The following is a 23,726-nucleotide window of genomic DNA, read 5'->3' as shown; positions in this document are numbered from 1 at the left end:
TCATCCCGGCAGAGTGAGCAGGCGGTGGTCAGCCCGGCCGCGCAGGAGGTTGCGCGTGCACGAGACATAGACCGAGCTTTCCGGAGAGACCAGGTCCACGCCCTTCACACCGGAGACGGACAGGAGCCCGTCTACCGTCTTGGGGAGGCGGGCGGTGTCGAACCACTGCTCGACCAGCATGTGCTTCAGTTCGTCGGGTGAGGATCCGAGACATTCGCCGGTGAGGGGCGAGATCACGGTGGCCGTTGGGCTCCGGAACTCGACGGTGTCCAGGAGCGAGCGGAACTCCTCTTTGCGGGGGAGAGCGAAGGGGCAGTGCTCGGCGCGGTCGATGGAGTCGAGGACCATGATCCCGAGCCGATGCAGCAACTCCGTGACAGGCAGGGGGTCACCTGTGGGGAGGGCGACGGCCACCAGGCCGCCGCCGAGGTCCACGGAGAGGTGCGGTTTATACCCTCTCTCCCCGAGTACCTCTACGAGCCGTTCGGCGTCCCCCTCCGACGAGGTGAGGGCGGCGATGGTGGTGCCGCTGCGGCGCTGTCGGCCCGCGCGCAGTTGGCTGCTGTTGATCTCGTAAGCGAGCCGAAAGCAGTCCTCCTCGGCAATCGCACCCGCCGCGTAGAGGGCGGGCAGGACTCCGGCGCTCAGGCCACCGAAAGCGGTCCAGCCCAGGGGCTCCTTCTCCATTCGCCGGATGACCGCCACGGCGAGGAGGGCCTCGTGGAGAGTCTGCGGGAGGTTGGCCCCGTACCGGGCCACCGCATCGGCCGGGGCCACGCCGCACACATGTGCCGCGATGGACAGGTGGCCGTCATCCACCCCTACCACGGCCTCCAAGTTCGGCAAGCTCAGGGGGACGAGGCCGGGGAAGATGAGGGATCTACTCGCTGACATCGAGTATTCCTCCGGAACGGGCTTTCAAGCCGCAGGACGGGTCGAGCGACATCGCCTTGAGGACGAAGTCCGACGGTTCCAGCACGACGTGGCCATCGAGATCCAATCCCTCCAGGTAGGACAGGACGTCGTTCCACTGCAGAACCGTCGTGTACTGCTCGGTCGCCAGCTCCCAGATGGCCTCCGAACTCGTGTAGGGGCGACCGTCATTGATGCTGACGATCGGGATGGACAAGTTCGAACAGGGGTCGCGGAACGTCCATTCCTCGGCGAAACGTGTCTTGACCTCTCCCATGAGGTCACAGTGGCCGGGGAAGCTGTACGGGATGACCTTGAACAGCGCGCCCGCCTTCGCCAGGGCGGGCCGCAGATTGCGGACGTCGGCCTCATGGCAGGCGGCGATGAACTGGTTCGAGGACACCACGACGGACATGTGCAGCAGGGAGTCCAGGTCTTGCGCGCGGAGCTCCTCGAACACCTTCGTGTAGTCGCAGTTGTAGAAGAAGACACTGGTGAGGTCCGTCCCCTCGAACACCTCCATTTCGATGGAGGCCATGGTGTTGGACATTCGCACCATGTCCTCCATCGACACCCAGCCCGCTGCCGCGGCCGCGCTGAGGAACCCCAAGCTGATGCCGGTGACGCACACGGGGTGCAGGTCGCCTCTCCGGAGCTCCTCCTTGTATCCAGCGATTCCCATCATGTTGATCAGGGGGCGCCGGAACCGCGGGTCGTTGGCCTCCTCGTCACTGGCGTCACGAAGGATGGCGCGGAAATCCATGGACAGCGTGTCGCTGGCCATGTCGAGCAGGGGGCGCATCGACGGCGCCCGCAGGCAGAGCTGCCTGAGCTCAGGTGTGAGGACAACCTGGGACGGAAAAATGTAGGAGCCGGTCGGAGTCATAGTGAAAACCCATCGTCTACAGTGACCACTTCGCCGTTCATGGCCGAGAATTCGGGGCCGGCGATCGCGCGGACCGCGGCCGCCACCTTCTGCGGCGGGAGCAGCCGCTCCTCGTAGTCAGGGCCGCCCATGATCTCCTCGATGGCTTCTTGGGGAACGGTCGCCAGCAGCCGGGTATCCCGGATCGGCCCGGGGGAGACGGCGGTGAAACGCACGCCGAGGCGCCCGAACTCGCGCGCGAAGCCGCGCGTCATGGACTCGATCGCGGCCTTGCTCGTGATGTATCCCATAGCGCCCACGATGTACTTCTTCGTGAGGATGGACGAGATGTTGACGACGCAGCCTCCCCCGGTCGCGGCCATCGCCTGAGCCGCGATGGAGCTCACCTGGTAGGTCCCGAAGATGTTGGCGTCCACGACCGCGCGGAACCGGGCGGCGTTGGCGATGGTCGCCATGACCGCGTCGTTGGTGACGGCGCAGTTCACCACGGCGTCGCACGGTCCGATCTCGCCGAACAGCCGCCGGATGTTCGGTCCCTTGGGGTCGTCATCAGGCAGGGTGAGCTGATGGACTTGCGCCGATCCACCGAGGTTGGACACGTCGGCGGCGGCCTTCTGCGCAAGCTCGTGCCGTCCGTGGTAGGAGATGTGGACGGTCCGGGCGTTCCGCGCGAATTCGCGGGCGACGGCTTGGCCGAGACCGCTGGTACCGCCGACCACCAGAACATTGCGGTACTCAGTGCGGGCGCCGGTGCTGTCAAGGCCGTTCGTCGACCCATTCGTCGAAGTCATGCTCGATACTCCTCAGTGATGCGCCGGGCGAGCCGCCGGGCATCCAGGCGTTGGGTGATGGCGGCAGCGCTGGAGTCCAATCGGCCCTGGTCGAGGCGCCGACCGACGCGCGGCTGATAGTGGGGGTAAGGCTGGTAGTACTCCTCCCGCGTCAATCCGGACTTCACCGCATGGACGACCCCGCCCACGGTTCCGAAGTAGTCGCGGCAGATCGCCTCGATCGCCATTCCGTCGTCCAGGCCCAACCGGACGGTCAACGCGTTGTGGATCCCGGTGGTGAATTCCACGCGCTTGCAGTTGACGACTTCGAACAGGTAGTCGACGAGCAGCGCCGCGGCTTCGAGACCGATCCCCGTGCGCCACCAGCGCTCGTCGGCTGTTGTTCCGCCGACCTCGTATACCCCGGGACCCAGCTCCCAGAAGTGGACCAGACCCAGCACCTGTCCCCTGGTGTCGGCCACCAGGGCAGCACGACCTCTTCCCGAGTCAAGGGCCGCGTAGCTCGACTCGCGGAACAGGGTTCCGGCGGTCCCGCGGAGAAGTGCTTCGCACTCCGTCGCCGTCAACCACTCAGCGACCTTCGCGGCGTCGCACCGGCGAAAGGGGAGGAGTTCGCACATCACACCTTTCATCGCCGCTGTGCTAGGCGCCCTTGAGCTGGTCATGGACGCTCCTCAGTGTCGTCATCTCCTCGACTCTGAGGTCGTAGACCTTGTCTCCATAGGTGGGGAGGAGCTCGGAGACAAACCGGAGTGTCTCCATCGACTCCAGTCCGTATGTGCTGTCAGCGCCGAATACCACTGTGTCGGCGTCGGGCGTCTCGCCTCCCGTACGTTCGGCGAACAGGCGGGAGAAGATCTTCTGCAGTTCTTCCATCGGATCTCAACCTTCAGCGACGATGTCGTTCGGCAGCTTGAAACAGAGGGAGCCCCAGAGAAACCCGGCTCCGATCGCACTGATCACAAGATGGTCGCCGCGCCTGGTGCGCCCGTCCCTGGCCAGTTGCCACAGGGCGGTCAGCGGCGAGGCCGCGGCAGTGTTGCCCAGCCATTCCGCGGTGACGGCGACCTTCTCCTTGTCGATCCCCATCGAGGCGGTGATGTGTCGCACGAGGACGGCACTGGCTTGGTGGAGGGCGAAAGCGTTGACCTGATGTACGTCGACCTGGGAGGCCGCCAGGGCGTCATTGATGGATTTCGGGACTTGGGTGGTCGCTTCCTGCCAGACGACCCTTCCGTCCATGCGCAGGTAGCGCGGGCTCACTTCGCGGCCCATGGTCGCCCGCTCGTGGCAGAGCTGGGAGGGGGAGGCCATGGCGACGGCGTGGGAGAGCGAGCTGCCGAGGTCGTAGCCGAGAAGCCCCTCGGACGCCCCGGTAGCGCCGCCCTTCCGCAGAACCGTGGCCGCCGCCGCGTCCCCGAAGAAGACCCGGGTCCTCCGGTCGTTTGGGTCGGTGTTGCGGGAGATGCACTCGGCCCCGACGACAAGAGCGTTCTCGAGCCCTTCCTCCTGGAGCATGCAGGCGGCGGTGTAGATCGCATACACCGACGACGAGCAGGCATGTTGTGTGATGTCGATGATGCGGGGGGTGGTGATGGAAAGCTCGGTGGCGATCATGACCCCAAGGGAGGGCATGAGCCAGTCCGGACTCGTGCAGGCGACGACGAGTACGTCGATGTCGGATGCGGCGATGTCGGCGTTGGCGAGAGCGTTGGCGGCCGCCTGCGTCGCGAGCCCCGTGATGTTCTCGTCAGTATCAAGAAACCTGCGCTCCTTGATCCCCGTCTTCTCCTCGATCCATGCGGGAGTGGAGTCAAGGTCCTCACAGAGTCTGGCGTTCGAGACGACGTTGTCCGGAAGGGCGATTCCGACGCTGACCGGACTGACAGGCGCAAGCGCCCATGCGGGCATGGCGACCAACTTTCTCGATCTGTCATCTGAGGGGCCGAAAGGCAGGCCGGGCACCGGAGCGCCCGGCAGGGTCCCGGCCTGCACAGGTCATGAGCGGAATTCGCTCATGAGCGGGTTGAACTCCACTTAGCAGCCGTCGCTGGCGGTGCTGGCCGGCAGCTCGACGCCGTCAGCGATAATCTCGGTGCCCTGCAGGTCCATAACGTCGTTGAGTTCCATTTTCATTCTTCCTTTCATTTCTTTTTTGGATTCACCACTGTTTTCCATGGTGAAGCTTGGAAGCGTTATCTCCGTCCGCTGGGCAGACAGCATCAGCGGGGGCGGGAGGGTTCGCAGATTATTGGAGGGAGGGCGTGCGGCTATTAGGATGGGAGAGCGCGCGGGTGTGGAAGCCCTGGGTAAGGTTATCCGCGTATTTAAAAAGGCCGGGTCTGCGCAGAAGAAAGGTCGTTCATTGCTCTATCGCGTAGGCGATCCAAGAGCTCTGCACGCTCTTCATTACTGGCTCGCTCTTGGGGGCGGAACTTTTCTATGTCGGCGCGGCATATGATCCCTGGCCAGTACCTGCCATCGATGAAGAAACGATCGCGGAGTACGCCCTCGATCTCGAAGTTGTGAGTCGCCGTGAGGTAGTCGACTAATGGAATGTCGTACCCCGGAACGAGCAACTCGATCCGTTTCGCCTCCGACGATCGGGCGATCATGGAGATGGCCTCCCGAATCGCCGCTTCCACCAGATGAGGCGTCCATGCGTCGTCATCTGCGGAGATGATTGTCAGCCGGTAGTATCCGGGGGTCTGACCGGTACTCCAGGTGACCGCGCCAACTAGGTTCCCCTGCACTCGTACGACGAGGTGCGAGGATCCGTCGTCGGCGATGAATTGCTCCCGCTGGCGTGCGGTGCGCCATATGGGCCCCGTGGTCGATACATATGAAAACGGATGTGAAAGCACTGAGTCGAGCAGTTCTTCCTGGTCAGCCGTAACAACTGGAAGGAAGTCTGTCGACCGATCATGACTTGTGCCCAAAGTCAGAGTCCATCCCCCGTGTTCCCCGGTGTTCTTGATGTCACCTTTGAGGTGATCAAAACGTTAAGTGAATGATGGGAGGGGTGTCAAGGATGGCGGAAGTGGACTGTTGGCGGCTCTACCTGGGGAATTGCGAGATATGCCAGGTAGTGAACGTGGTGGATCACGTAAATATCGGGGTTGTCCAGTGCGGGTAGGGGGTTAGTGGCATGGGCTCCCTCGTCTGTGACCAGAGTTTTCAATCGTGGATCAGAAGAAGTCGGCTAGCCCATTCATGTTTGGCCGTGTGTGGCCAGAGCGCAGGATCTGCCGATTCTTGGGTTGGGTGTCGCGTGCCTCCGTGCGTTCGCGGAGGAGTGGAATTACGGGGAGTGCGGACGTGAACGCGAGAAGTGGTGCAGGCTGCAGATTTGAAGGGAAGCAGGCAGCGCGAGCGGTTTCGGTGTGCCTTCAGGGGGACGCGAGCCATCCGGAGCTGGTGGAAGCGGTTAGAGCGTGATCGCCGTGATGGACGAACAGAGATCTGGGAAAGGTAGAGGGCTCAGTGGAGCATCTTCGCGCCATGAGAAGTTCTCATTCCGTTTCCGCTGAAGACTCTCCGTCACCGAATAAGGGGTTGGTTTTCCGAGAGCAGTCCCCCACGGTTGTCTGGAAACGCAGCCTCCCAAGACGGGTTGGACACCTATGTCAGGACACAGCATCACCCGGCGCGGCTTCGGCGCATTCGCGGGAATGACGGGGATCGGAGCCATGCTCGGCGGAGTGGCGACAGCCTCCCCCGCTTCCGGGGTGGAGCGGGCGTGGCAAGAGAATGGCAGGCCCGTCACGGCACTGCGCCCGTTCGATGCCGCGATGAAGATGTTCATGCAGGAGAGAAACATCCCGGCCGGCCAGCTCGCGGTCACCCGCCATAACCGCCTGGTCCTGGCACGCTCCTATGCGTGGACCGACGACACTGTCGAGGCCTGTCGTCTGGGGCCCACCTCGCTGTTCCGTATCGCCAGCCTGTCCAAACCGGTCACCGGCGTAGCAGCCAACGTCCTTGTCCAGCGGGGAGATCTCGATCTGGACGCCCGGCTGACGGACCTGGTCGACATGGCCCCGGTCCCGGGCGAGACCGCTGATCCCCGATTGGACCAGATCACGGTGCGGCGGCTACTTCAGCACCTCGGAGGCTGGGATAGCGACATCTCCGGCGATATCACCTTGGAGGACGTCGCCGCCGCTGAGGCGCTCGGTGCGTCGCTGCCGGTCGGCATCGACCAGGTGGTCCGTTATGGCGCGGGACGACCGCTCGACCATGATCCCGGGACGACATATGCCTACAGCAACTACGGTTACATGCTGTTGGGCGAGATCGTGGAGAGCATCGCGGGCGTGCCCTATGACTTGTTCGTGCAGCGGAACGTGCTCGCCCCGTTGGGTATCACGCGGATGCGGCTGGCCCGCACCCTCCGTGAGCACCGGGCGCCAACCGAGGTGCGCTACTTCTCGCAGCGGACCGGGAGCACCGTGATGGACGACTCCGGTGCGCAGGTCGCCGCTCCCTATGGCACCTTTCGGCTGGAGAGCCGGGCCGCAATCGGCAGTTGGTTGTCCTCGGCGGTTGACATGGTGCGCTTTGCCTCGCTCTACGGCACCGACACGGTGCTCGGTTTCGAAGCTAAGGAGCGCACATTCTCCGAGCCCGAGACCGGCCACGAACCAGGGGGGTGGTACTACGGCCTGGGATGGTTCGTCGTCCCGGGGGGTACGGGAGAGCCTGGCTTCCGTGCTTTCCATGCCGGGCTTTATCCGGGCACTGCCACCTACCTGACCCGCAACCCGGACGCAACGACCTTCGCCGCGCTGTTCAACCAGAGCGACGACCCGTCGGGCCTCGATTACCAGGTCATCATCGATCTTCTTCACCAGGCGGCTGAGCAGGTATCAAACTGGCCGGATCACGACCTGTACGACGAGTACTTCCCGTCGCCCTGGACGTGACGAACCTGAGGCCCCGTCGGTCCAGGGGAACGGCCGTCCGCGGCCGGGCGGTACCTCTGGGCGGGGGCTTGCCCGACCTCGATCCCCCTGAGGAAGAGCGAGGGGACGCCAAGGCCCAGGGGGCGGTGTTCCCCCGTCCCCGAGTACCTGGGATACGGCGCGGCGGGGGCACTAAACCGTACCGCTGGTCAGCGATCGCAGGAGGGCCTCCAGGCCGTCACCGAACGCCTGGTCGGCGTCGACGGTCAGCTCGCCCAGGTGGGCAACGTGTCCGAACCGCCCGTCCAAGGCGGCCGACTGGGCGCTGGCCAGCCCCTCGCCGCGGACCTCGCGGATGACGGCACCGGTGACGTAGGCCTCCAGGGCGGACGCCGCCCGCACGATGTCCGCGCCCTCCAGCCCCGCTTCGGCGAAGGCCGCGTACTGCAGCTCCAGCGCGCGCAGTGCCGCCTCGGTGTCGGGGCGGCGGTTGATGAACAGGGGGAGCGCACCGGAGTGGCGCAGGAGCGCCGCCCGGTAGTCGTGTGCCCACGTGCGCAACCGCTCGTCCCAGGGGCGGTCGTCCTCGGCCGCGCCGTCCGCTTCGGTGTCACTCTCCTCTGCGCCCGCGTCGGTCTCGGCGTCGGTGCCCCGGGGCCGCGAGACGTCGGTGATGTATTCGACGATGGCGTCGAACAGCTGCTCCTTGCCCAGGGGGAAGTGGTGGTAGACGGCCATGGCCTCCACCTCCAGGGCGTCCCCGAGGCGGCGCATGGTCAGGCGGCGCAGTCCCTGGCCGTCGATGATGCGCAGGGCTTCGGTGATGATGCGGTCGGCGCTCAGGCCGGCGTTGTTTCGGCTCACGCCCCCGATCATAGACTTACTTTGTAAAGGCGGTGGTGGAAATCACCCCTCGGGTGCGTCCGTGACGCGGATCACCCCATACAGTGACTCCTGACACCCTGATCCACGCAACGCCGATCCACGGGAGTGAGCATGTGGTTGACCGGCCCCAAGGTCGATGACGACGCCCGGCGCCGCCACAGCGAGGACGAGCAGGCCGCGCGGCGGCTGCCACAGCTGCTGCACGAGGTGGCGGCGGCCGAGCAGGCATTGATCACCGCTCAGGAGAACGGGGCCTCGACCGAGGAACTCCGCCGGTGCGGGATGGAGCTGGACGCCGCGCTGACCGACGCGATGCGCGCCGCCTACGCCAAGGAACGCGCCCTGATCGGTCCGCGCGGCTACGTCGACCGCATCTACCGCCGCAAGCGCCTGGCCAAGCGGGACGTCCGCGACGCCACCGAGCTCGCCGAACGCTTGCTCACCGAGCGCGAGACGCACCGGCTCCACGGCATCGCCCGCGTTCCGCCCACCCCTGCCGGTGTCTAGGGTCGAGCTCCCACCCGCGCCCGCGCCGGACGCCGAGCGTGCGTCCGGCGTCTGTCGATGGCAGGATCGGTGAAGGAACACGGCGCCACCGGACGCCGCCGCGAGGCCGCCGGGTGTGGGCCCGGACGAATGGAGTGGGGACGAAGATGCCGGGGTTCATCGAACTCGATCCATCATCGAAGGTGCCCCCCTACGAGCAGATCCGGGCCGCGGTCGCCAACGCCGCGGCCAACGGCGACATCCCCGTGGGGTACAAGCTCCCCACCGTCCGCGCGCTGGCGGGGGAACTGGCGGTCGCGGTGAACACCGTCGCGCGGGCCTACCGGGAGCTCGAACAGGCCGGGGTGGTCGAGACGCGCGGCCGGTCCGGCACCTTCGTCGCCGCCGGGGGCGACGCCCAGCGGGAGGAGGCGCTGGCGGCGGCCCGCGACTACGCCGACGTGATCTCCCGGCTCGGGCTGGCGCGCAAGGAGGCGCTGGCCATCGTCCGGGCCGCTCTCGACCGCTGAATATCCCCGTGCGTTGATCTCGGCGATATCGACCGAATTCTGGCAGGAATTCGGTCGATATCGCCGAGATCAACGGAGGGTGTGGCGACGCTACTCGCGGGTGCCGATGAGCACGAGGATGTAGCGCAGGAGGACGATCGCTGCTGGCCGTTAACGATACCGCCGGTCCCAGGGGCGCACTCCTCTGCCACGGCGACGCGCAACGGCGACGGCCCTGGTGCCCGCGTTCGGTGCGGGCGCCAGGGCCGTCGGTGGGGGAGTGGGCTCCCCGTGGATTGTGCTCCGCCGTCGCGCGTGAGCTCGGCTCAGCTCGCGAAGTCCAGCAGCTGCTGGGCGCGGCTCGGGTGGCGCAGCTTGGACAGGGACTGCTTCTCCAACTGCCGGATGCGCTCCCGGGTCAGCCCCAGGTGCTTGCCGATCTCGTCGAGTGTGCGGGGACGCCCGTCCATCAGGCCGAACCGCAGCGACATGATCGTGGCCTCGCGCGGCTCCAGGTCGTCCAGAGCGCGGCGCAGCTGGTCGGCCATGAGCTGCCGGTCGACGACCTCCGAGGCCTCCGACGCGTCGACGTCCTCGATGAGGTCACCGATGCGGGTCTCGCCGTCCTCCCCGATCGTGGAGTCGAGGCTGATGGGCTGGCGGGTGATCCGCAGCAGCTCCTCGATCTGGCTGGGTGTCTTGTCCAGCTCGTGTGCCAGCTCCTCGGGACTCGGCTCGCGCCCCAGGGTCTGGTGCATGTCGCGCTCAAGCCGGCTGACCTTGCTCAGCAGCTCCAACACGTGCACCGGGAGGCGGATCGTGCGGGCCGAGTCGGCGAAACCGCGCTGTATGGCCTGCCGGATCCACCACATGGCGTACGTGGAGAACTTGAAGCCCTTGGTGTAGTCGAACTTCTCCACCGCGCGGATCAGGCCGAGGTTGCCCTCCTGGACGACGTCCAGCAGGGACATGCCGCGGTCGCTGTACTTCTTGGCGACCGAGACCACCAGGCGCAGGTTGGCCTCCAGCATGTGCTGCTTGGCCTGGCGCCCGTCCTCGGCGACGGCCTCCAGCTCGGAGCGCTCGGTGTCGCTGAGTTCGGTGGTCGGGGTGTCGTCCTCGACGAGTCCGAGGCGGTACTCGGCGTAGAGACCGGCCTCGATCCGCTTGGCGAGGTCGACCTCCTCCTCGGCGGTGAGCAGCTTGCGGCGACCGATGGCCTTCAGGTACGTGTGCACCGAGTCGCCCATGGCGGGCGACTGGTCGTCCAGGTCCGCCTCAGCGCCTTCCGACTCCTGGGCGGCGGCCTTCTTCCCCCGCGCCTTGGAGACGGCCTTGGCGGCCTCAAGCGTTTCCTCCAGCACCTCGTCATCGCTGTCGGCGTCCACGGACTCCAGGGCCGCGGCGTCGTCGCCCCCGTTGGCGAGCCGCACTCCGGCGTCAGTGAGCTCACGCAGGATGGAACGGCCGTCGGCCGGGCTGATACCAGCCGCGGAGAACGCGGCGCGGAGTTCCGCGAGGGACAGGTGTCCCTGGGAACGCCCTTGAGTGATCAGCTGGTCGAGAGCCGCGGACGCGACATCATTGCCGTCTGCGGTCTCCGCCACTGTGTCCGCCACCGTGGGAGTGGGAGAAGTGGCTAGGGCAGTGCGCGACATGAAGGCACCTCCCTCCCTTCCAAGACGTCAGGCGCGAGGCGATGGGAAACCGCCGTCTCGGCGCGCCACTATGTCTAACGTGTCAGAGAGTCAAATGTTCCCGGTCTCGATTGGATATCGCGCGTCGTGTCGTACGTCACGATCGTCAGTGTGGCCGTCCGGTCCCGAGAGCGGGTAATGAGCGCGTTCGACGGCCAGGCGCGGCGAGCACGGCGCCGTGTGCTCCTGCGTGTGATCCCCCCTTGATTGGATGATCCGCACCTCACCCAAGGGCCTCCTCGCGTCGGGCGTGGGAACCAGATGCAGGAGTAGACGCCCATACCCCGCGGGAAGTTCCCTCATCTTGCGGATCCGTCCGGCTGTAAACGCGCCTCTCATCTGATCCTGCCCCAGGACTGCCAGGTCAATCGCGGTGCCGGGTCGGCGAACGCAGCGCGGAGAGGTCCGGTTTTCCCGAACCGAGGAGGGGGATCCGCGCGCGCACGTCGAGCTCCCGGGGTGCCGCGTAGCCGGGCAGCTGGGTCCGCGCCCATTCTCTCAGGTCATCGAGGCGCGGCGGACACGCGGGGTCGGCGGGGACCACGACGGCCGTGACGCGCTGTCCCCACTCCTCATCGGGGCGGCCGACCACCACCGCGTCCCTGACCGCGGGGTGCGCGCACAGCACGGAGGCCACCTCGCCCGGGACGACCTTGTGGCCCCCGGTGTTGATCACGTCGTCGGCGCGTCCGCGTACCTGCAGCCGCCCCTCGGCGTCGAAGCGGCCCAGGTCGCTGGTGCGGAACCAGGGCGCCCCGTCGGGCCCGTCCTTCGGGGCCAGCAGGTGTGCGGCGGTGCGCTCGGGGTCGAGCCGGTAGCCGGAGAACAGGGCCGGCCCGGACAGCAGGATCCGGCCCTCGGAGTCGAGGTCCGCGCGCATCCCGTCGAGGGGGACGCCGTCGTACACGCAGCCGCCGCACGTCTCGCTCATGCCGTAGGTGGTGACGACGCGGCCCCCGGCGGCGCGCGCTTGGGTGAGCAGCCGCTCGTCAGCGGCGGCCCCGCCGAGCAGGATCGTGCTGAACAAGGACAGATCGGCCTCGGCGGCCAGCAGCCGGCGCAGCTGCGTGGGGACTAGGGACACGTGCGGGCGGTGCTGGTCGGCGAGCGCCATGGTGGCGGCGGGGTCGAACGTGTGGTGGAGTGGTTCCACCCCGCTGACCAGCGCGCGCAGGACCACCTGGAGGCCGGAGATGTGCGCGGTGGGCAGCACGCAGAGCCAGGCGCTGTCGGGGGCGGCCCCGATGCGGCGGATCGATGAGCGCGCCGAGTGCCGCAGGGCCGCGGTGGACAGCTCCACGCCCTTGGGGGCGCCGGTCGATCCGGAGGTGGCGATGACCAGGGCGGTGTCCTCGGCGGTCCCCGCACCGTCCGCGAAAGTCCGCACGCCCTCGGGGGTGCGCATCTCGTCGACGCGCATCGCCGCCAGCAGGGACCGCACACGCGGTGCGGGCAGATGCGGGTCGACGGGCAGCAGCGCGGGGCCGTGCCCCTCTAGGGCCGCGGACAGGAGTTCGGTCAGGTGGGCGGGGTCGAGCCCGCACACCGCTTGCAAGGGTCGGTTCGCCACGTTGACCAAGGCTAACGCGCGGTGGCCGCCGCGCGCCCGCGGTGTCCCCGTGGCGGGCACCGGTGCGGCCGCACCCGGCGGAACTATTAAGGTTGACCTCTGACAAGCAAAGCGTTCGCGCAGGCGGTCCCGGCGGTATACCGCGTTTCTCCGCGCTGCGCTGCACGCTTCGCCCGCAGTACCGGAATGGCCGGGTTAGGAGAGACGAGAGCCGTGAGCAGCGTGATCGACTGGCAGCGGTCGGGAGAGTATTCCGACATCATCTACGAGACCGCCGAGGGCATCGCCAAGATCACGATTAATCGGCCCGAGCGGCACAACGCCTTCCGCCCGCAGACGCTCTTCGAACTCCAGCACGCCTTCAACGTGGCGCGCGACGACTCCGAGGTCGGGGTGATCATTTTCACCGGCGCCGGGGACCAGGCGTTCTGCTCCGGCGGTGACCAGAAGATCCGCGGTGAGGACGGCTACCTCGGCGACGACGCCGTGGCCCGGCAGGGCATCGGCCGACTCAACGTGCTCGACCTGCAGGTGCAGATCCGCCGTCTGCCCAAGCCGGTCATCTGCATGGTGGCGGGCTGGTCCATCGGCGGCGGCAACGTCCTACAGGTGTGCTGCGACCTCACCATCGCCGCCGACAACGCGAAGTTCGGGCAGACCGGCCCCAAGGTGGGATCGTTCGACGGCGGCTACGGCTCGTGGCTCCTCGCCCAGACGGTCGGGCTGAAGAAGGCCCGCGAGATCTGGTACCTGTGCCGCCAGTACAGCGCCCAGGAAGCGCAGGAGATGGGCATGGTCAACACGGTCGTCCCGCTGGAGAAGCTGGAGGAGGAGACCGTGGCTTGGGCCCGCGAGATGCTGGAGAAGTCCCCGCTGGCGCTGCGCATGGTCAAGGGCGCCATCAACGCGGTCAGCGACGGAGCCGCCGGCATGCAGCAGTTCGCCGGGGACGCCACCATGCTCTACTACATGAGCGAGGAGGCCCAGGAGGGCCGCGACGCCTTCAAGGAGAAGCGCCCGCCGGAGTTCGACAAGTTCCCGCGTCGTCCCTAGGCGGCCCGAATGGATGATTCCACCGTCGCCGCGGACGCCGCCGGACGGGCGTTCTCGATCCCGATGCGGACCCGCTTCCGCGGCGTCACCGCGCGCGAGGGGCTGCTGGTCCGCGGCCCCGCGGGATGGGGGGAGTTCTCCCCGTTCGCCGAGTACCCGCCGCGGGAGTGCGCCCGCTGGTGGGCGGCGTGCCGTGAGGCCGCCGAGGAGGGATGGCCCGCGCCGGTGCGCCGACGCGTCCCGGTCAACGTCACCGTGCCCGCGGTGGGCCCCGAGGAAGCGGCGCGGATCGTGGCCGAGGGCGGCTGCGCGACCGCGAAGGTGAAGGTCGCCGAGCGCGGACAGGCACCGGCGGAAGACATCGCCCGCGTGGAGGCCGTGCGCGACGCCATCGGCCCCGCCGGACGGGTACGTGTCGACGCCAACGGCGCCTGGGACGTGGACACGGCCGTGCGCATGCTCGGCGAGCTGGACCGCTTCGACCTGGAATACGTCGAGCAGCCCTGCGCCACCCTGGAGGAGCTGGCCTACGTACGGCGGCGCACCGACGTCCCGGTGGCGGCCGACGAGTCCATCCGTCGCGCCGAAGACCCGTTGAAGGTGCGAGCCGCGGGTGCCGCCGACATCGTGGTGCTGAAGGTGCAGCCGCTGGGCGGGGTCCGCGCGGCGCTGCGCGTGGCCGAGGCGTGCGGGCTTCCGGTGGTGGTGTCCAGCGCCGTGGAGACCTCGGTGGGCCTGGCGGCGGGCGTCGCGCTGGCCGCCGCCCTGCCGGATCTGCCCTACGCCTGCGGGCTGGCGACGATGCGGCTGCTGCGCGCTGATGTGACCGCCGATCCGCTGCTGCCCGTCGACGGTCACCTGCCGGTGCGGGCACCGGAGGTCGACGAGGAACGGCTGGCGGACGTCGAGATCGACCCGGGGCCGTGGCGCGCGCGCATGGCCGCAGCCCGTGCGGAGTGGCGGTCCTGAGCGGCGGGTGGTCGGCACATCAGCCCGAGACCGTCCGAAACCGGTGCGGTGTTCGGCACAGTGGGACGTATCGCAGCCCTGAACCGGACGAATACCGTGGGAAGACGCGTTGTACGGGACGGACCGTCGGATCGCTGGCGGGATCCCGGTGCGCTCCATCCCCACGGGCGCGAACGCGTGATGGCCACCGGTATCGCTGCCCCGAACGCACATCAGGGGTGCCGCAGCGGTGGGGTAGCGAGGCCGACGGGGGCGCTCCGTCGATACTGGTTCTGCACGTCACGACCTGAGAGCAGTCTGGATGAATCCGTCAACCGCGCTGGCGCGGGTCCTCGTCGACGAACTGGCCCGATGCGGGCTGGCCGAGGCCGTCATCGCGCCAGGGTCGCGTTCGACGCCCCTCGCGCTGGCCTTGACCGCCCACCCCGGGATCCGCGTGCACGTCCGCATCGACGAGCGCTCGGCGGCGTTCCTCGCGCTCGGTCTGGCACGTGCCTCGCGCCGCGCCGCCGCCCTCGTGTGCACCTCGGGCACGGCGGCGGCCAACTTTCACCCGGCGGTGCTGGAGGCCGACCAGAGCGAGGTGCCGCTGCTGGTGCTCACCGCCGACCGCCCGCCCGAGCTGCGCGGCACCGGGGCCAACCAGACCGTCGACCAGATCAAGCTCTACGGCTCGGCCCCGCGAATGTTCACCGAGGTCGGCACGGCCGAGCGGCTGCCGGGCATGGTCGCCTACTGGCGGTCGCTGGCCTGCCGCGCGTGGGCCGCGACCGCCGCGGAGCGCCCCGGACCGGTCCACCTCAACCTGGCGTTCCGCGACCCCCTCATCCCGGACGAGCCGGGCTGCGGCGACGAGTGGCCCGAACCCCTGACGGGCCGCGCGGACGGGCGGGCGTGGATCGAACGTCCGGCACCGGAGTCCGAGCCCGCACCCGCGACGGCGCCGTCGGTGGAGCGCGGCGTCATCGTCTGCGGTGACGGAGACTACGACCCCATCCCCTACCTGGCGCTGTCCATGGCCACAGGGTGGCCGCTGCTGGCCGAGCCCACCTCCAACGCCCGCCGGGCCGAGGCCGTCTCGACCTACCGCGAGCTACTGGCCTCGCCCCGGTTCGTCACCGAGCACGAACCCGAGCTCGTGGTCAGCGTGGGCCGTCCCGGACTCTCCCGCCAGCTGCTGGCCTACCTGCGCCGAGCCCGGCGCCACATCGTCGTCGGCGATGCCCTGTCGTTCGCTGACCCGGTGCGCACCGCCACCGATGTCGTTCCCTCCCTCGTCCCGCCTCCCGACGCCACCCCCGATACGGCGTGGTCGCGTTCCTGGCAGGACGCCGAGACCGCGGCGCGCGCCGCCATCGACGCCGTGCTCGACGGCGAGGAGGCGCTGAGCGAACCCCGCCTCGCCCGTGACCTGGCCGCGCACCTGCCCAACGGGGCGCTGCTGTTCGCCGGGTCCAGCATGCCGATCCGCGACCTGGACGCCGCCATGAGCGCCCGCTGCGGCGCGCGGGTCATCGGCAACCGGGGCGTGAGCGGCATCGACGGCACCGTCTCGACCGCCATCGGCGCCGCCCTGGCCCACCAGCGCGACGGCGGCGGCCCCGGGTTCGCCCTGATCGGCGACCTGGCCCTGCTCCACGACCAGAACGGGCTGGTCCTCGGCGCCGACGAGGCCCGCCCCGACCTGGCGGTCGTGGTGGTCAACAACGACGGCGGCGGTATCTTCTCCGGGCTGGAACAGGCCGGGCATCCCGACTTCGAGCGGGTCTTCGGTACGCCGCACGGCGTATCGATGGAGCACGTCGCCGCCATGGCCGACCTGCCCTACACCCGACTCGAATGGGCCACCGACCTGCCCAAGACCCTTTTGGGCGAGGGGCTGCGGATCGTTGAGGTGTGCACGGGCCGCGCCGACTCCGCGGCGCTGCGGCGCCGCCTGCAGGCGGCCGTCGACCGTGCGCTAGAGGGATAGACCAGACAAAAAGGAACGATTGCCTCTGGGCTCCGTGAGGCGGGGGCATGATACTGGCGTCATGAGTTACGTGTTGCACATGACCGACCTTCGTGAGTGGCGCCGTGGCGAGGGCGACCTCGAACCGGAATCCCTGAAGACCGAGGGGTTCGTGCACGCCTCACCGGACGAACCCACACTGCTCGCGGTCGCCAACGCCTTCTATGCCGGTGTGCGGGCGCCCCAGGCCGTCCTCGTCATCGACACCGGCCTGCTCGACGCGGAGGTGCGCTGGGAGGCGGCCAACCCGGCCCCGCCGCCCGGGGTGCGGCCCGAGGTGCAGTTCCCGCACATCTACGGCCCGGTTCCGCGCAAGGCCGTCATCGGCGTGCGCTATCTGCGGCGGGAGCCTGACGGCGTGTTCTCCGCCGTGCAGCACCGGGGCGCCACCGCGGAGGAGCTCGACCTCATCCCGCACCCGGAAGGGGGCTGGTACCGCTCGACCTGGCGCAGCCGGCACACTCTGCGCCCCGAGGGGTACCCCGGCGAGCGCAACGCCGCGTCGGGCACCCTCTTCATGCTCGGCCCGCGCGAACGCTCCCGCTGGCACCGGCTGCGGTCGGACGAGATGTGGGTTTTCAACTGCGGCGGCCCGATCGAGCTGACCTTCGGCGGCACCGGAGAGCGTCCCGTGGTGGACAGTCGCGTCACCCTCGGCCCGCACATCGAGGCCGGGCAGGTCGTGCAGGCCCTGGTACCGGCCGGGACATGGCAGACGGCGCACCCCATCACCAGCCGGGAGGGCGTCATCAGCCTGTTCGTCTCGCCGGGGTTCTCCTGGGACGATTTCGAGCTGCCGTCCGACGGCTGAGCCCGTCCAGGCGACATCGGCGCCTTGCCGTTGATCTCGGCGATATCGACCGAATGTCGGCGATGATGAGGTCGATATCGCCGAGATCAACGGCAAGGGCGGGTGGGGGGGCGAAGCGCGCGTCAGTCCGTCAGGGCCTGGCGCATGACCTGGAACTTGGAGTCGGCCTCGGCCAGTTCGGCCTCCGGGTTCGAACCGGCCACGATGCCGCATCCCGCGAAGAGGCGGGCGCGGCTCTGGCTGATGTGGGCGCAGCGCAGGGCGATGCCCCACTCGCCATTGCCCTGGGCGTCGATCCAGCCGACCGGTCCCGCGTAGCGGCCGCGGTCCATGCCTTCCAGGTCGCGGATCAGCTCGACGGCGGCCGCGGTCGGAGTGCCGCCCACGGCGGCGGTCGGGTGGAGCGCGGCGACCACGTCCAGCGTTGAGACGCCCGGCCGCAGGGTCGCGCGGGCCGGCGAGGCAAGGTGCTGCACGTTGGGCAGCCGCAGCAGCCTGGGGCGGTCGGGCGTCTCGACCGTCGCGGCCAGCGGGGCGAGCGCCGCCCGCAGCGAGTCGATCGCGTACTCGTGCTCCTCCAGGTCCTTGGCGGACTCGGTCAGCTCGGCGGCCAGCCGCTCGTCCTCGGCCGGCGTGGTGCCGCGCGGACGGGTTCCGGCCAGCACCAGCGAGCCGACCCCGTCCCCCTCGCGCCGGATCAGCAGCTCCGGGGTGGCCCCGACCATGCCGTCGACGCTGAACGTGTAGCAGCCCGGGTAGTCGCGCGTCAGGCGGCGCAGGACGGTCCGCACGTCGATATCCCGCTCGGCCTGCGCGTACACGTCGCGCGCCAGCACCACCTTGGCGATCTCACCCGAGCGGATATGCCGCACCGCGGTGGCGACCGCCTCGCCCCACTCGGCCGCTGGGATGGATCCCTCCGTCCAGGTCAACGGGCCGATCGGGCGCGATGGCGTGCACGATGCCAGAATTTCGCCCGGGTGGGCGCCGCGCCGGTCGCCGATCGTGGTGAGCCACGACTGGTCGGCGCGCCGACCGATGACGATGCGCGGTATGACCAGGGTGGACCCCGCCGAGCGGCCGTCGAACGTGAAGCCGCCGAAGGCCACCATCCCGCTGCCGGGCAGGTTGACCTCGTCCTCGACATCCGTGCCGGACGCCGCCTCGGCCAGCCACCGCGCGGCGGCCGTGAAGCGCTGCGTGCCGTCGCCGACGTCGTCCCCCGGCCAGGTGAAGCGGGCCGCCTCGCCCCACGCGACCAGGCCATCGCCGCGGTGCACCCATGCCAACGGAGCATCGCTGGGCAGGTGCTCAAGGAGATCGCGTCCGTCCCGCAGAGGAACGGTGCGTACGGCCAGCTGGGGCGGGGTTGTTGCGACGACACTCACGTCAACGGAGTCTAGAACGCCGATCGGTGCATGTGTGCGCGCCACGGCCGCCTCGGGGCACTCCCGCACCGTGCCAAGTATCACGCCGGACCGACCGCGATTCCCCTCCGGCATCACGTGAACGCCGCCCGTTGACCGTCCGAACGGCTCTAGGCTGTCCGGGGAAAAACAGGGGATTCACCGCCATACGCGGATACGCGGTAGGCCGGGGGAAAGTCGAGGTGGTCGGCCCATGGGGCGGTTCGGTCAGGCAGCGATCGTGGTCGCCGTGATGTCGCTGCTGGCGGGATGCAGCAGTGTTCCACCGGGGGCGGAGCCCGACGTGGGGGACCCGGACGCGGCGGCCGCCGAGGCACGGCCGCCCGGCGAGATCCCCGCCGACTGCGAGGTCGACGCCGCCGCTCCGAAACGGCAGATGCGCGGGGTGTGGCTGACCACCGTGCGCAACATCGACTGGCCCTCCGAGGACGACCTCAGCGAGGGCCAGCAGAAGAAGGAGCTCATCGAGCAGCTCGACCGCGCCCGGGATCTCGGGCTCAACGCGGTCTTCTTCCACGCCCGGCCCACCGCTGACGCCGTCTACCGCTCCGACAAGGAGCCGTGGGCGCGCTACCTCACCGGAACGCAGGGCGGCGACCCGGGGTATGACCCACTGGAGTTCGCCACCACCGAGGCGCACAAGCGCGGTCTGGAGCTGCACGCCTGGTTCAATCCCTACCGCGTCGGGTGGAACGACCCGGACCTGGAGAACCTCGCCGAGGACCATCCGCTCAGCGAGCACCCGGACTGGCTGATCACCTACGACGACCAGGGCTGGATGGACCCGGGCAACCCCGAGGTGCGCGCGTGGGTGAGCGACGTCGTCCTCGACGTCGTGGACCGCTATGACATCGACGGCGTCCACTTCGACGACTACTTCTACCCCTACCCCGACGAAGACGGCAGCGACTTCGGCGACGACACCAGCTGGAAGAAGTACCGCGGCGACTTCACCGACCGGGCGGACTGGCGGCGCGACAACGTGAACCAGCTGATCTCGGAGATCCACAATCGGATCGAGCGCCGCAAGCCGTGGGTGCGGTTCGGCGTCAGCCCCTTCGGGATCTGGCGCAACGAGCGCACCGACCCCACGGGATCGGCCACCAAGGGCCTGGAATCCTACGACGCGCAGTACGCTGACACCCGCGCCTGGATCCAGGAGGGGACCATCGACTACATCGCCCCGCAGGTGTACTGGCCGCAGGGGTTCGACGCCGCCGACTACGCCACGCTCGTGCCCTGGTGGGCCGAGCAGGTTGCCGGTACCGGTGTCGACCTCTACATCGGCCAGGCCGCCTACAAGGTGGGCGACGACGGATGGAAGGGCAGCGACGCGCTCTCCCGGCAGTTGGACTTCAACACCGACTACCCCGAGGTCACCGGGGACGTCTACTTCTCCATGAAGAGCCTGAACGACGTGGCCGACGACGCCATCGACAAGGTCGCCGCCGAGTACTACCGCCGCCCGGCCCTGCCACCCCGGGCCACCGGCGACGCCGCGGCGCCCGAACCGGTCACCGGGCTGGAGGCCGCGCGCTCCGAGGAGGGCGTCCGACTGGTGTGGGACACCACCGGCGGCGCCCGCTTCCACGCCATCTACCGGGTCCCCGACAATGGCGCGGAGGACCTGTGCGCACTCGCGGACGGCACACACCTGCTGGCGGTCGTCGGGGGCAACGCCACGGAGGGGCGACAGGCCTTCACCGACGCCGACCCCGCCGATGGCCCGGTCCGCTACTACGTGACGGCCCTGGACGACTACCGCGCCGAGAGCGCGCCGAGCCCGGCGGCGCGGGTGGACGCGGGAGAGGGCGGGTGACCCGCCGGTGGCGCGGCCGCCGACGATCAGCGCGGCCACGCGGACCGGCGAACCCGGTCAAGCCGGGTAAGGCGATCCCTACCGTCAGGTGAGAGGCGATTTCGCGGAACCGGATGATTTCCCCTCTCCGCCCCCGATACAAATCAGTGGATGTGGGGGAGACTTGACCCACACCTCGGAGTTCCCCCCGACTGGGCGAGGAGGCAGCAATGGCTCTACGCGAGTACGAACGGCGGATCCTTGCCGAGATCGAACACCGTCTGAGTGAGGACGATCCCGATCTGGCCGGATACCTGCGGACCTTCAACGCCGATGTGCCCTCCTCGGTCGACACGACGCCGCGACTTGGCTGGCGGCCGTGGGCGGTCTTCGGGCTCGTCTCGCTGGCGGTGATCGCGCTCCTGACGGCGCTCATCCTGACGGCGCCGGGTCTGCGGGAGGCTCCCGCAGACACCGACGGAGGCGCGGCGACCGTCGCCCCGGCGGCCGACACCGGATCCGGATGACGAGGTGACGAGCGGGGCGCCGGCGGGCCGCGCGCCCCCGACTCGTCGCGACACACGTGGGGCCGGTCGTCCGCGTGGCGGGCACCTCAGCGCTGGCGGCGGGACCCTACACGGCGTTGGCGAACGTGGCGGCCACCGGACCGGCGACCGAGCCGCCTCCGCCGCCGCCCTCCACGACGACTGCGAACGCCAGGTCGCCCTTGTAGCCGACCATCCAGGCGTGCGACTCCAGCTCGTCGTCCTCGTCCTCGGCCGTGCCGAACTCGGCCGAGCCGGTCTTGCCGTAGACCTCGCCCTCGAACCCGGCCTTCTTCGCCGTTCCGTCGGTGACGACCGCGCGCATCATCGGACGCAGCTGCTCGGCGTTGGGGATCGGCCGGGGCGCGGGCTGGTCGGGCAGTTGCGGATCGGTGACCAGCACCGGTGAACGCCAGGACCCGTTCTGGATCGCGGCCGGGACGGTGGCCATGTGCAGCGGTGTGGAGATGACCCGTCCCTGGCCGATGCTCTGGGCCGCCAGCGCGGTGGTGTTCGTGGGGGCCGGGAAGGACGGCGTGCGGGTCGGCATGCCGATGTTCAGGTCGGCGTTCATACCGAACACCTCGGCGGTCGTGGTCAGGGAGTCCGCGGTGAGCCGCTTGTCGACCTCCGTGACCAGGGCCGTGTTGCAGGAGGTGGCGAACGCCTCGGTGAGGGACTGCTTTCCATAGGCCGCGTCGCCGGCGTTCTTGAACGACCAGCCGCCGACATCGGCGGTCTTCGTGCAGTTCAGCGTGGTGTCGGTGGACACCCCGTTCTCCAGCAGCGCCTCGTAGGTGATGATCTTGAATGACGAGCCCGGCTCGTACTGGCCGTCGAAGGCGCGGTTGAAGTCGCCGGCGTTCATGGCGACGGCGAGGACCTCGCCGGTGGAGGGGCGCAGGGCGACCAGGGAGGTGGGCTTGCGCTCCGTAACCACGGCCTTTGCGGCGGCGTCCTGGAGGGCGGGGTCGAGGGAGGTGGTGATGTCCTGTCCGGCTGTGCCGTCGACCGTGCCGACGACCGTGTCCGAGCCGGCGGCCTGGTCCGCCTCGCCCTCGGCCACGACACGGATCGAGGTCGAGGCGGTTCCGGCTAGGCGGTCCTCAAAGGACTTTTGGAGGCCGCTCTTGCCGATCGGGTCGTCCACCGCGTAGGCGGGGCCGAGGTCCTTCAGGTCGTCCTTGGTGGCGGGTCCGACGGTCCCGACGAGCATCTTCACCGAGCCCGGGGCGTCCTCGGTGTCCAGCCGGGAGCCGTCGGAGGCGAGGATGTGCCCGCGCTCGCCCCGCTCGTTAACCCGGGCGAGGGTCTGGCCGTCGCCGAGGTCGGGGTGGATCACCGCCGGGGAGAAGTCGACCTTCCACTCGCCTCCCGCGCGGGTGAGGGGCAGCGTGCCCTCATAGCTCCAGTCGCCCGCGTTCTTCAGGGACAGCGTGGCGGTGTAGGAGGCCGTGGCGGTGTCGCCGTCCGTGGTGATGTCGCCGAGTTCGACGGCGGCCTTGTCGACGCCGAGGTTCTTCTCCACCCGCTTGTAGGCGTCCACCAGCCCGTCGCCCGTGGCCGCCTGCGACATGTCGGCGTAGTCCGTGGAATTCCAGGCCGCAACGTAGGCCTCGGCCGTGCTTTCGGGGCTGGGGGGCCGCAGCAGGAACCAGGAGATGCCACCGCCGACCAGGGCGAGCACGACGACAGAGGCGCCGATGCCAAGGAACAGCCCCTTGCGCGGGCGGCGGTCGGGCGCGTCGGCCGGCCCCTGGTGCTCCGGGCCGCCCGGGGGGTTCGCGAATCCGGGGGCGGTGGGGTGGGCCGGCGGCACCCCCGCGTCCGCGCCGGCCTCATGCAGTTGCGGGGAGAACGGCGGCGGCGTGGAGGGGCGCACGGGCTCGTGCGGCCCGGACGGGTGGTCGGACCCCTGCGGCGGCTCCGGCCACTGGTCGTCGTGTGGTGTCTCGGACGCACGGGGGAACCCGGCCGGGGGAGTGGATGCGGGAGGTGCCGGGTGGTCGGTGGATCGCGGCTGGTGCCGCGGCGCCTCGGGCGACTGCGGGAACCCCGACGGCGGTGTCGGGGGAGCCGCGGGCCCGGTGGGCGGCCCGGCCGGGGCGTCGCCGCGCGGTCCCTGCGCGGCGGAGAACGGGGCGGGGAAGGCGCCGGTGGGCTGCTCGCCACGTGGTGCCGGGTCGTGCGTGGGGGAGGGGGCCTCGGGTGGCGCCTCACCGCCTGTCGGGGCGTCGGCGACGGGCCGCTGCGTGCCCGTGTCCGTCTCGGGGCCGGGGGCGCGGGGGGTGTGATCCTCTCCCGTTCCCTCCGGGCCGGAGGGAGGCGCGGGCGACTCGCCGCCCGGCTCCGGGGTCGACCTGTCGTCCACGCCTGACCGTCCTTCCGATCGCCCGATACAGCTCCGCCCCACGCTCCCAGGGACCGGGAGAGCGGGGCGGGAACGTGAGTGTCAGTGGTCGGCGTGGCGGT

Annotated in this window: 22 protein-coding genes; 9 read left to right on the top strand and 13 right to left on the bottom strand. The window is 69.3% G+C overall.

The genetic code is table 11. The annotated features are described in order from the left end of the window. From ABD259_RS22885 to ABD259_RS22850, 8 genes are all read right to left on the bottom strand, one after another. Complete coding sequence (locus ABD259_RS22885) at positions 1-894, bottom strand: hypothetical protein (protein WP_344109158.1); 894 nt, start codon at positions 892-894, stop codon at positions 1-3. Further along, complete coding sequence (locus tag ABD259_RS22880) at positions 881-1,798, bottom strand: ACP S-malonyltransferase (RefSeq protein ID WP_344165249.1); 918 nt, start codon at positions 1,796-1,798, stop codon at positions 881-883. Before ABD259_RS22880 ends, ABD259_RS22885 begins: the two co-directional genes overlap by 14 nt. Continuing rightward, positions 1,795-2,589, bottom strand: a complete 795-nt coding sequence (locus ABD259_RS22875; RefSeq protein WP_344109154.1) for an SDR family NAD(P)-dependent oxidoreductase — start codon at positions 2,587-2,589, stop codon at positions 1,795-1,797. Before ABD259_RS22875 ends, ABD259_RS22880 begins: the two co-directional genes overlap by 4 nt. Beyond that, positions 2,586-3,254: a GNAT family N-acetyltransferase gene (locus tag ABD259_RS22870; protein ID WP_344109152.1), complete on the bottom strand. Its 669-nt coding sequence runs from the start codon at positions 3,252-3,254 to the stop codon at positions 2,586-2,588. Before ABD259_RS22870 ends, ABD259_RS22875 begins: the two co-directional genes overlap by 4 nt. After that, a complete protein-coding gene (locus ABD259_RS22865) occupies positions 3,232-3,465 on the bottom strand; it encodes a hypothetical protein (protein ID WP_344109150.1) in 234 nt (77 codons plus the stop codon). The genes ABD259_RS22870 and ABD259_RS22865 overlap by 23 nt, the downstream gene beginning before the upstream one ends. Before the next feature lie 6 nt (positions 3,466-3,471). After that, complete coding sequence (locus ABD259_RS22860; RefSeq protein WP_344165248.1) at positions 3,472-4,500, bottom strand: 3-oxoacyl-ACP synthase III family protein; 1,029 nt, start codon at positions 4,498-4,500, stop codon at positions 3,472-3,474. Between the two features lie 126 nt (positions 4,501-4,626). Beyond that, positions 4,627-4,812 carry a hypothetical protein gene (locus ABD259_RS22855; RefSeq protein WP_344109144.1) on the bottom strand — a complete coding sequence of 62 codons (186 nt, stop codon included), beginning with the start codon at positions 4,810-4,812 and terminating at the stop codon, positions 4,627-4,629. Between the two features lie 104 nt (positions 4,813-4,916). Further along, positions 4,917-5,528: a hypothetical protein gene (locus ABD259_RS22850; RefSeq protein ID WP_344165247.1), complete on the bottom strand. Its 612-nt coding sequence runs from the start codon at positions 5,526-5,528 to the stop codon at positions 4,917-4,919. 684 nt (positions 5,529-6,212) lie between these two features. Between ABD259_RS22850 and ABD259_RS22845 the strand changes: the two genes are divergently transcribed. Then, on the top strand, positions 6,213-7,514 hold the full coding sequence (locus tag ABD259_RS22845) for a serine hydrolase domain-containing protein (RefSeq protein WP_344109633.1): 1,302 nt from the start codon (positions 6,213-6,215) through the stop codon (positions 7,512-7,514). A gap of 171 nt (positions 7,515-7,685) precedes the next feature. Here the strand turns inward: ABD259_RS22845 and ABD259_RS22840 are convergent, their stop codons facing one another. Then, positions 7,686-8,357 (bottom strand): TetR/AcrR family transcriptional regulator C-terminal domain-containing protein, encoded by a 672-nt coding sequence (locus ABD259_RS22840; protein ID WP_344109635.1) that lies wholly within the window; start codon positions 8,355-8,357, stop codon positions 7,686-7,688. A gap of 132 nt (positions 8,358-8,489) precedes the next feature. Here ABD259_RS22840 and ABD259_RS22835 point away from each other — a divergent pair, with 132 nt between their 5' ends. Further along, positions 8,490-8,885, top strand: coding sequence for a hypothetical protein (locus ABD259_RS22835; RefSeq protein ID WP_344165246.1), 396 nt, complete (start codon positions 8,490-8,492; stop codon positions 8,883-8,885). Between the two features lie 146 nt (positions 8,886-9,031). Further along, positions 9,032-9,394 carry a GntR family transcriptional regulator gene (locus ABD259_RS22830; RefSeq protein ID WP_344109638.1) on the top strand — a complete coding sequence of 121 codons (363 nt, stop codon included), beginning with the start codon at positions 9,032-9,034 and terminating at the stop codon, positions 9,392-9,394. Between the two features lie 305 nt (positions 9,395-9,699). Here the strand turns inward: ABD259_RS22830 and ABD259_RS22825 are convergent, their stop codons facing one another. Next, complete coding sequence (locus tag ABD259_RS22825; RefSeq protein WP_344109551.1) at positions 9,700-11,031, bottom strand: RNA polymerase sigma factor; 1,332 nt, start codon at positions 11,029-11,031, stop codon at positions 9,700-9,702. 403 nt (positions 11,032-11,434) lie between these two features. Continuing rightward, positions 11,435-12,640 carry an AMP-binding protein gene (locus ABD259_RS22820; RefSeq protein WP_344165245.1) on the bottom strand — a complete coding sequence of 402 codons (1,206 nt, stop codon included), beginning with the start codon at positions 12,638-12,640 and terminating at the stop codon, positions 11,435-11,437. Positions 12,641-12,853: 213 nt separating this feature from the next. Between ABD259_RS22820 and menB the strand changes: the two genes are divergently transcribed. The 4 genes from menB (at position 12,854) to ABD259_RS22800 (ending at position 17,484) form a co-directional block, all read left to right on the top strand. Then, positions 12,854-13,693 carry a 1,4-dihydroxy-2-naphthoyl-CoA synthase gene (gene menB, locus ABD259_RS22815; protein ID WP_412759497.1) on the top strand — a complete coding sequence of 280 codons (840 nt, stop codon included), beginning with the start codon at positions 12,854-12,856 and terminating at the stop codon, positions 13,691-13,693. Positions 13,694-13,702: 9 nt separating this feature from the next. Next, positions 13,703-14,662: an o-succinylbenzoate synthase gene (locus tag ABD259_RS22810; protein ID WP_344165244.1), complete on the top strand. Its 960-nt coding sequence runs from the start codon at positions 13,703-13,705 to the stop codon at positions 14,660-14,662. A gap of 301 nt (positions 14,663-14,963) precedes the next feature. After that, a complete protein-coding gene (gene menD / locus ABD259_RS22805; RefSeq protein ID WP_344165243.1) occupies positions 14,964-16,634 on the top strand; it encodes a 2-succinyl-5-enolpyruvyl-6-hydroxy-3-cyclohexene-1-carboxylic-acid synthase in 1,671 nt (556 codons plus the stop codon). A 61-nt stretch (positions 16,635-16,695) separates the two neighbouring features. After that, the gene (locus tag ABD259_RS22800) at positions 16,696-17,484 is read left to right on the top strand and encodes a cupin domain-containing protein (protein WP_344165242.1); all 789 of its coding nucleotides are present in this window, start codon (positions 16,696-16,698) and stop codon (positions 17,482-17,484) included. Positions 17,485-17,606: 122 nt separating this feature from the next. Here the strand turns inward: ABD259_RS22800 and ABD259_RS22795 are convergent, their stop codons facing one another. Continuing rightward, entirely contained in the window at positions 17,607-18,872 is a 1,266-nt protein-coding gene (locus tag ABD259_RS22795) for an isochorismate synthase (RefSeq protein ID WP_344108345.1), read from the bottom strand. A 232-nt stretch (positions 18,873-19,104) separates the two neighbouring features. Here ABD259_RS22795 and ABD259_RS22790 point away from each other — a divergent pair, with 232 nt between their 5' ends. Both ABD259_RS22790 and ABD259_RS22785 read left to right on the top strand, forming a co-directional pair. Then, positions 19,105-20,730, top strand: coding sequence for a glycoside hydrolase family 10-like protein (locus ABD259_RS22790; protein ID WP_344165241.1), 1,626 nt, complete (start codon positions 19,105-19,107; stop codon positions 20,728-20,730). Positions 20,731-20,939: 209 nt separating this feature from the next. Next, on the top strand, positions 20,940-21,236 hold the full coding sequence (locus ABD259_RS22785) for a DUF3040 domain-containing protein (RefSeq protein WP_344108341.1): 297 nt from the start codon (positions 20,940-20,942) through the stop codon (positions 21,234-21,236). Positions 21,237-21,342: 106 nt separating this feature from the next. On the opposite strand, the gene ABD259_RS22780 is transcribed toward ABD259_RS22785, so the two are convergent. Next, the gene (locus ABD259_RS22780; RefSeq protein ID WP_344165240.1) at positions 21,343-23,625 is read right to left on the bottom strand and encodes a penicillin-binding transpeptidase domain-containing protein; all 2,283 of its coding nucleotides are present in this window, start codon (positions 23,623-23,625) and stop codon (positions 21,343-21,345) included. Positions 23,626-23,726 lie beyond the last annotated feature (101 nt).

The sequence above is a fragment of the Nocardiopsis rhodophaea genome, assembly GCF_039530945.1.
Taxonomy (GTDB): Bacteria; Actinomycetota; Actinomycetes; order Streptosporangiales; family Streptosporangiaceae; genus Nocardiopsis_C; species Nocardiopsis_C rhodophaea.
This window is presented reverse-complemented; position numbering and strand designations above follow the sequence as displayed.